General features: G+C 58.5%; 5 protein-coding genes. 1 reads left to right on the top strand and 4 read right to left on the bottom strand.

What is annotated here, in order from left to right; genetic code table 11:
* The first annotated feature begins 117 nt into the window (after positions 1 to 117).
* Positions 118 to 2,685, top strand: a complete 2,568-nt coding sequence (locus AB1772_12755) for a hypothetical protein (protein MEW5797211.1) — start codon at positions 118 to 120, stop codon at positions 2,683 to 2,685.
* A gap of 238 nt (positions 2,686 to 2,923) precedes the next feature.
* On the opposite strand, the gene AB1772_12750 is transcribed toward AB1772_12755, so the two are convergent.
* From AB1772_12750 to AB1772_12735, 4 genes are all read right to left on the bottom strand, one after another.
* A complete protein-coding gene (locus AB1772_12750; protein MEW5797210.1) occupies positions 2,924 to 3,499 on the bottom strand; it encodes a TlpA disulfide reductase family protein in 576 nt (191 codons plus the stop codon).
* Between the two features lie 42 nt (positions 3,500 to 3,541).
* On the bottom strand, positions 3,542 to 4,072 hold the full coding sequence (locus AB1772_12745) for a thioredoxin fold domain-containing protein (protein MEW5797209.1): 531 nt from the start codon (positions 4,070 to 4,072) through the stop codon (positions 3,542 to 3,544).
* 92 nt (positions 4,073 to 4,164) lie between these two features.
* On the bottom strand, positions 4,165 to 7,611 hold the full coding sequence (locus tag AB1772_12740) for a DNA polymerase III subunit alpha (GenBank protein ID MEW5797208.1): 3,447 nt from the start codon (positions 7,609 to 7,611) through the stop codon (positions 4,165 to 4,167).
* A gap of 445 nt (positions 7,612 to 8,056) precedes the next feature.
* Positions 8,057 to 8,737, bottom strand: coding sequence for a GNAT family N-acetyltransferase (locus tag AB1772_12735; GenBank protein ID MEW5797207.1), 681 nt, complete (start codon positions 8,735 to 8,737; stop codon positions 8,057 to 8,059).
* Positions 8,738 to 9,029: the final 292 nt, after the last annotated feature.

Here is a 9,029-nt window from a genome sequence, read left to right as displayed (position 1 = left end):
CGATGATCGAGACTACCCGACCAGACGCCGGCGCATCTATCGCTATCTGACCTGGCGGAATAGAAAACACGCCCGCCCCAATGCCCCACTAAAACTATTTAGGAGATATTAGTTGGAATGGCACTAGATAACGACACGTACATCAATGCCAATAACATACTAATGTTTGTCACCAATCACGGCAATTTTGGGCGGGATCTGGCAGGTGTGTTTGGGCATGACTATGGAACGTACTACCCTTATACCGGCCTTGCTGATATCATAAGCGGCGTGCGGACGTCATCGGTTCTGTACGCGGGCGGCCTTTGGCTGGGCGGGGTCGATCAGGCTACCGGAGACACTCTGGTCGTGGTTTCCGAGTATAGCAGCGAGTATGTGCCGGGGCCTATGCTGAATGGCACGTTTCAAACCGACCGTCCTGAGTTCCGAGTTTACAAGCTTCACAGCGACAGTCTTGCCGGGAATCCCAATCAGGACTATCTCAACTGGCCGGTAGACCAGGGTGCGCCTGCTGACGCGCTCGGGCACCCCATCATGCTCGGCGAGCAGATGACATGGACTGTTTATAACGATGCGGACATATACACGCATGACAACAACGCCGGCTCAACTTCACCTCTGGGCATAGAAGTTCAGCAAACCATCTGGGCATGGGACCAGGCTGGTGACATAGTCATCCCGTTTGGCGGGCAGTACGCTGTCAGCGGGCCGCCCAACTCCGGACTTCTGGTGTCTGCTTCCTGTGCCAATCCTAACCTGGTAACCGGCCACGATTATGCGGTGATAACGGATTCGACTGTTGCCTATGGATTCCACTGGAACCTTATCGACATGACCACCGCCGCCACAATTCTCGCCTACCAAACGGACTTCAGCGGTGCAGAAATCGTGGTTGATGGGATCAGCCTTCGCGTAAGAGGATCATCGGCGTTCGCCGGTTTCGAGGTTGTGGCCAACGGCAACGGACCGGTGAATCCGCCCGAGGCCGCCGCCGCACGCTGGCACGGCTTCCCCTGCCCGACTGACATCGATCCAGATGGATACCCAACCGAGGGCCAGCAGGTGGGTCCCGCCGAATGGCTGATCCACACCGGCGACAACGGCGGCACCAGCGGCGGAGGCACGCGCGCTTCCTACGATGCGTTCCTCCTGAGAACCTTCCGAGAAGATCCCGGGCGGATAGCGCGTCTCGGAGCGTACGACTACGAGATGCGCTTCACAGGATCCATTTCCAACCCCGGTGTAGGCGGCAGCTATGTCTGGGACGCCTTCAACACCGGCAACGCGTACTGGGTGCCATTCGAACTCTGGCGCATAGGCATCGACACACCCGACGATCCGTCTGATGATCTGCGCCTGATTCCGTGGATACTTGCCGACATCACGGGCACGTCCGGCGACAACTTTGTATTTGATCTCTCTCAGTACGGCTCGGCGTACGACGGGTCATGCCACGACGGTTGCGAGCACTCCGTATCCGGCTGGGACAACGATCCTTACACAGACTGGGTGTACTGGAGGCTACCCGCCGACCAGACCCCCGGCCAGGCGGGCTACAACGTCTTTGAAGCCGCGATGAAGACTAATCCCGCATACTGGGAGGGTACAGAAGAACCGATCATGGACCGGATGGTGCTGGTCAATTGGAACGGCGGGGTCACACCGCCCTTCAACCAGGAGCTGCCGGAGCAAGGCACGGTGTTCCGGCTTCGGACAGTCGATCAAAAGCGCGGGCTGACGTTTACTTTTACGGCGGTTCCTCCTGAGTACACTACCACCGGGCCTCTCGGTACCTGCGAGTTCTTGAGATTCAAGCTGATTAACAAAGGCGGCCGTACTCTTCGTGATTTCTACATCAGTCTCTGGCTGGACCCTGATCTGGGCGTTGCCGGCGATGACTTGGTCGGATGTGACGTGGCCGAGAACACTTTCTACTGCTATAACGCAAACTTCGGTGACGCGGCATTCGGTGGCCCGCCGCCCGCGATCGGGTTCAGGGTAATTGAAGGGCCGATTGTGTACAGTCCGGGCGATGTCGCCTATGTCGACGGGCAACCGCTCCAGGACTATCGCAACCTCGGCCTGTATTCATTCAACAAGTACATCAACGGCACCGACCCTGACTTCTATGACGAGTCGTACTGTTACATGCTGGGTTTGGACGGCAAGAACAACTGTCTTCCCCAAACCGACCCGACTACCGGCCTGGCCACACGCTTCGTCTGCTCGGGCGATCCAGTCACCGGAACTGGCTGGGTGGATGCGCTGCCGAGCGACCGCCGTATGATGGCAACGTTCGGGCCGATCACGTTCCGGCCGGGCGAAACACAGCAAGTGGTTATCAAAATGGCCGTGGGCCAGGGCAGCGACAGGTTGAATTCGATCACTTCGATGCGCGAGATACTCGACGATCCTCATGATCCGTTCGCCTGTTGTTCGGGACGTGTAGGTGACGCCAACGGAGTGGGTGGCGACGAACCGACCATTGGCGATATCAGCCTGATGATCGACGCGCGGTTTATCGAATACAACTGCAATCTCATCCACTGTCTTGGCGAGGCCGATGTCAACCAGTCGGGCGGCGACCACCCGACATGTGACGACATCACGATAGCCAACGTAACCTATCTGATCGACTATCTGTTTATCACCGGAGTGAGTCTCGGCCTTCCCGGCTGCCGGTAGCGCGCCGCGCGATTGCTCAGTACGTGTGCGGCAGAGCCTGCCCCGGACTTGATCCGGGGTCCTTGTCCCGGCCCGATGAAAGAGGCGCGGGACTGAGACCTGACGCGACAGGTCGCACTTGTGGGACAGCCTATTCTCGTCCGTCCAACGTATCGAAGATGGATTTGGAAGGGACAGACCACGAGGTCTGCCGCCCACGATTAGGAGATATTAGTTGGGATGGCCCGGCCGAGACGGCCTAACTTCGTGAGGCGATCTTCTCGAAATCGCGCTTGAAGTCGTCGTAGCTGCGCGCGCCGATCTGCCGCGCCACTTCCCGTCCGCGAGCATCGTAGAAAATCGTGGTCGGCACCGAGTTGCCCAGGCCAAACGCGCCCGCTGCCTGATCGTTGGACATGAGCATCACCCACTCCATCCCCGCCTGCTGTGCAAACTGGCGTACCTCGCGGGGCCCGGCGGTTCGTTCGATGGCGAGACTGATTATCTCGATTCCGCGATTGCGATACTCCTTGTAGAGCTGAACCAGACCCGGGATTTCCCGTCGGCAGGGCGGGCACCAGGTCCCCCAGAAATTGACCACCACAGCTTTTTTCCCCAGCCATTCGGACATATCACGAGTGTTGCCGTCAACGTCGACCGCTCGCACTCCTGAAAACGACGTAGCAGCAACATCGCCTTGACCCGACGAAACCTCCGCCCCGTACGGATTTTTCGACGGGTTGTTACTCGGGCGTGATGTCGATTCGCTGCTGGAGCAGGATATGAAGGCCGAGCCGGCCAGCACCACGAGCATTGACAAGATCATTCGTACCATTGGAGTCATTCCCTCCGGCGAAAGCCGCCGGTAATGTGAAGGTTATTTCTGGGCCTTGGGCTTCCCGGTTTCGTCGAGAGTAGTATCGTACCGATAAAACTTCACCACGTCGAAGTAGTGAAGCAAAGTACTGGCATCAACATAACCACGCACCGGTCCGACCCGAACCCCCTTGGGCGAAACAAACCAGAGAGTCGGAAACGCCGTGGCGCCGAATTCTCGAACACGCAGGTCCTCTTCAGCGATTTTGTAGCCGTCGATATCCAGCGTGTCGGGGCTTTTCTCCCAGACTTTCACCGGCACAAAATCTTTGGTCAGGGCATCGACCACACGTTTCTCTGCAAACGTAGTCGCCTCCAGACGTTTGCACCAACCACACCAGGTGGCGGTGAAATCGACAAACATGTGCTTGTTCTCCGCCTTGGCCTTCTTCCAGCCGTCCTCATAGCCGTACCACTCGATGCCGTTCGGGTCAGTCTTGGTTTTCGCCGGTTTTTGCGGCCCAGCACTAACCACCAGCGCGATCGAGACGATTGCTACTGTCAGGATGAGAACCAAACGCACTGTTTTCATGCTTGCCGATCTGCTCTTTCAATGTAGGTCGGGACCCTCATAGTCCCGCCATCTTGTCGGGATGACAAGCATCCCGACCTACTGAACACCTGCTAACTGTCACGGGGTCCGACCGGCCTGAGATACGCCGCCGAATCACCCAGCAGCTCTTTCAACCGGTTTAGCAGTTCAAAATCCATCGTCACAGAATAGCGGCTCGACTTGATGTATACTTCGGAACCATTCTCTCGAGCCGCCAACAACACCGGTACCTGCCCGCGATATTGATCCAACGTCGCCAATGCCCGTTCTATCGTCTTTTCGGCGCAGTCCGAGTTAAGCTTTATAACCAACTGGCAGTTGAACCGTTCCGTCAGCTTTTCCAGCGGGAGGATCTCGTTGCCAATGACCTTGGGCCGCTCACCTTCACGGGTGGATACCCGCCCCGAGACCAGTACCATGCGGTCGGCCGCCAGGACCTGTTTGCTCCTTTCGAAACAGTCGGAGAATATAATAAGTTCGGCCTGCCCGGAGAAGTCCTCCAGGGTGGCAAAGGCCATCATATTGCCCCGTTTGTCCGGGGTGCGGTTGACTCGGGCCAGCACGCCTCCCAAAGTAACCTCACGCCCGTCAACAACTTGATCGAGCCCGGCGCACGATGACGTCGTAAACGACTTAAGTTCGTCGCGGTAGCGGTCCAGCGGGTGACCGGTGATCCAGAAGCCGAGCGCTTCCTTCTCATGGGCGAGTTCTTCCGATGATGTCCAGGCAGCAACCTCGGGCAACTTCGGCTCGACGCGCTGCATCTGAAGCCCGGCCCCGGCGAACAGATCGTGGCTGTTCGACTGGGCCATGACTTTGTGGCCGTACTCGAGCATCGATTCCACCGCGGCCAGCTTCTGGGAGCGATGCCCTTTGAGCGAATCACAGGCACCGGCGGCTATCAGCGATTCCAGTGTGCGACGGTTGAGATGGCGGGGATCGATTGCGCTGGTCAGGTCGGCGAGCGTCTTGAATCGCGTTGTTGCCGCGGCAACCGCGATAGCCTCGGCAGTTGCGCTGCCGACATTTTTCACGGCCAACAGTCCGAACCGAATCTTGCCGCCTACGACCGTGAAATGGCTCTTCGACTCGTTGGCATCGGGTGGCAGGACCTTGATACCCATCCGGCGGCATTCCTCGAGCAGGACCATGATCCGGTCGCTGTTGCTCATTTCGGAAGTCATCAGCGCCGCCATGAACTCTTTCGGATAATATCGCTTGAGCCACGCCGTTTGATAGGCAATCAGCGCATAGCAGGTCGAGTGGGCTTTGTTGAACCCATAGCGGGCAAAAGTCTCGATCTGATTGAATACTTCCTCGGCGACTTTCGGATCGACCCGATGCTTCGCCGCGCCGGCGAGGAATTCTTTCTTCTGCTCGGCCATGAGGTTGGCGTCTTTCTTCCCCATCGCCTTGCGTAGCAGATCGGCGCTGCCGAGCGAATACCCAGCCAGACGGTTCGCGATATGCAGCACCTGCTCCTGAAAAACGATCACCCCGTACGTGCTGCTCAGAATCTCCCTGAGCGCCGGGTGCAGATACTCGACTTTGCTCTCGCCCCGTTTGCACGCGATATAAGTATCGATCATGCCCGAATCGAGCGGGCCGGGCCGATAGAGCGCGTTCATTACCGCTATATCTGTAAACGTCTCCGGCTGAAGGCGGCGGAGGTAGTCGCGCATACCCGATGATTCAAACTGGAATATGCCGACTGTCTGGCCGCTCGCGAAGACCTTGTACACTTCGGGGTCGTCCAGCGGCAGATTGTCGATATCGATCTGCGCATCCGGATAGTTGGCTTTGATCATCGCGACGGCGTCGTCGAGCACGGTCAGCGTGCGCAGCCCGAGAAAGTCCATCTTGAGCAGGCCGATATGCTCCACCATCTTCATATCGTACTGGGTGGTGATTTCGTCTTTGCTCCCCTTGAACAGCGGCACATAGTTGGTGAGCGCCGACGGCGCAATCACCACTCCGGCGGCGTGAGTCGAGCAGTGTCGGGCAAGACCCTCGAGCGTGAGCGCATAGTCGATCAGCTTCTTGACCCGCTGGTCTTTCTCAGTGAGCGCTTTCAGTTCGGGGACCTTTTCGAGCGCCGCCTCAAGAGTCATGCCGGGGGTGCCGGGCACCAGCTTGGCGATCTTGTCCACCTCGCCGTAGGGCATCGAAAGCACCCGGCCGACATCGCGAATCACCCCGCGCGCTGCCATCGTACCGAACGTGATGATTTGGCAGACATTGTCCTTGCCGTATTTGTCGATCACGTACTGGATGATCTGGTCCCGCCCCCGGTCGGCGAAATCGATGTCTATATCCGGCATCGAAATCCGCTCCGGGTTGAGGAACCGCTCAAACAGCAGCTCGAACCGGATCGGATCGACACTGGTAATGCCGAGCAGGTACGACACAATCGAACCGGCCGCCGAGCCGCGCCCCGGCCCGACCGTGATCTTCTGCGAGCGGGCGTAGTCGCAGAAATCCTTGACGATCAGGAAATATCCGGCATAGTTCATTTGCCGGATTACCCCCAGCTCGTAGTCCAGCCGCTGTCTGATCTCGTCGGTGATTTCGCGGTAACGAACCGGCAGCGCCTTCTCGCACACTTGCCGCAAATAGACGTCCGGGTCGTGGTGTTTGTCAGGGAGAGGAAACACCGGCAGCTTGAGCCGCCCCAGCTCGAGTTCGAGATTACACATCTCGGCGATCCGAAGCGTGTTTTCGAGCGCCTCGGGGAAGTCGCCCAGCGCCTGCTGCATCTCGTCGGCGGATTTGAAATAGATCTGGTCGGTGTTGTAGCGCATCCGGTCGGTGTCGGAGACGAACTTGCCGGTCTGGATGCATAAGAGCGCGTCGTGGGCGTTGGCGTCCTGCTGCCGAATGTAGTGGCAGTCGTTGGTGGCGACCAGCGGGATACCGGTCTCGCGGGAGATAGCCGCCAGCTTGGGGACTAGTGTCTGCTCCTTTTCCAAACCGTGATTTTGAATCTCGATAAAGAAATTCCCCGGGCCGAAAATCTCGTTCATCTCGCGCGCCGCCGCGACCGCCGCCTCGGTGTTCCCGTTGAGCAGGTTCCAGTTAATCTCACCCTTGAGGCAGGCCGACGTGGCAATCAGCCCCTCAGAATGCCGCCGAAGCAGCTCTTTGTCCATGCGCGGGCGGTGGTAAAAGCCCTCGAGGAAGGCGTCCGAGGTCAGTTTCATCAGGTTGCGGTAGCCGGTCAGGTCCTTGACCAGCAGCACCATGTGGAAACCGGATTCCGGGTACTTCTCCGACGGTTTCTTGGTGAACCGGCTGCCCGCCGCCACATACGCCTCGCACCCGATAATCGGCTTGACCCCCATACGCAGCGCCTTGATATAGAACTCGATAGCCCCGAACATATTGCCGTGGTCGGTGATCGCCAGGGCGGGCATCTTGAGCTCTTTGGCGAGTTCGAGCACCGCATCCAGCCGACAGGCGCCGTCGAGCAGCGAATACTGACTGTGCGTATGCAGGTGGACGAAATTAGCGTACTTCATCGATTGTAATAACGGGGTATTGGGCCTCGTAGTGCCTCACATTAAGCGGGGAAGGCGGCAGTGTCAATTGAGGTTTTGACGACCCTGCAGAATTTCGTCAATGCTAGTCAAGAAAAATGTATTGACAGCCGTATTTGTTGCCGATAGTTTGTAATTAATCCGTGTAAGCGGAGGTGGATGGCGAAAGCTATCGGGGCCCGAAAGGGCCCTTTTTCGTTTCCGACATGTGAGTCGAAACCAGCCACCGCAACGGCGGGGTCACGACAGCTTCCCACCCTGTGAACAATCAACGCGAACCCACCCCAAAGTCACCCTGAGCTTGTCGAAGGGTGACTACTAATCGAGCGAAAGTCATACTTCGACAGGCTCAGTATGACTTGGAGGTGTCGGGACCGCAAGGGTCCCGACCTACGAGTGGAGACGTCGAAACCGCAGGGGTTTCGACCTACCTGAGCACCATCTCAAACTCAATCTCATCCCGAATCGGGATGCCATAATTGCCGATCATCGCAATCGATGGCTTCAGGGTGCGCGAATGAGCAATCGCATTCACATGCACGGCCCCAATCGTGAAGCCGCGCTTCTGGTAGAAGCGAATGGCATCGAGATTGTCATTGGTCGTGATCAGCCAGACCCGGCGGCAGCCGGAGGCGCGAGCGGTGTCGATCACGCGCTCCATCAGCGCCGTGCCGACACCGGCGAACTGCGTGAAGGCATCGAGTGTGACCACCTCGCACTGGTCGCCGATGATCTCATAGGTCACGAGCCCGAGTTTGAGATTCTCCGGAGCCTCACCTGTTTTTTCCGTGGCCCCACCTGTCTTTTCCGTGGCCGGCAGACCTCCTGGTCTGCCGCTGGTCTGCTCAGACGCTCTTTCTTGTGGCCGGCAGACGTCCTCGTCTGCCGCACTGGTGCCCCGCGTACCCCCAGGGGTAGACCGGGATGTCTGCCGCCCACTGTCCGCGACGTCTGCCGCCCGCGATGATTCCGCAATGAACCCCGGCAGCTCGGCAGCATAGATCTTCCTCCCGCGCGAGACGATAAAATCAGCTCCCCACCCTCGGATGACGTTGAGCGCCCACGCGCGATCGCTATCGCCAATCGGTCTAACGGTGAAGTTCATCATCTTGTGGCCGTCGGACTTCCCGAGGCGGTTTCCGTGCGCGGCAGACCTTCTGAGGCTGCCCGTTCCTGGCCTTTCGCAAGAGGGGCAGACGAGGACCCCGGATCAAGTCCGGGGCAGGCTCTGCCGCCCACGATAGACGAGGTTTCCGTGCGCGGCAGACCTCCTGGTCTGCCCGTTCCCGCGCCGTCGTGTTGGACTGACCTACGCCTGGTCATGGTCCAGCCAGGTCAGCTTGGCCATCTTGGCCTTGATCGCGACTGTCGCCGTGTCCACCATCTCCTCGACATCCATC

This window comes from Candidatus Zixiibacteriota bacterium (assembly GCA_040752815.1).
In the GTDB taxonomy this organism is placed as follows: domain Bacteria; phylum Zixibacteria; class MSB-5A5; order GN15; family FEB-12; genus JAGGTI01.
Note: the sequence above shows the minus strand (reverse complement) of the source record. Positions and strands in the feature narration are given on the sequence as shown.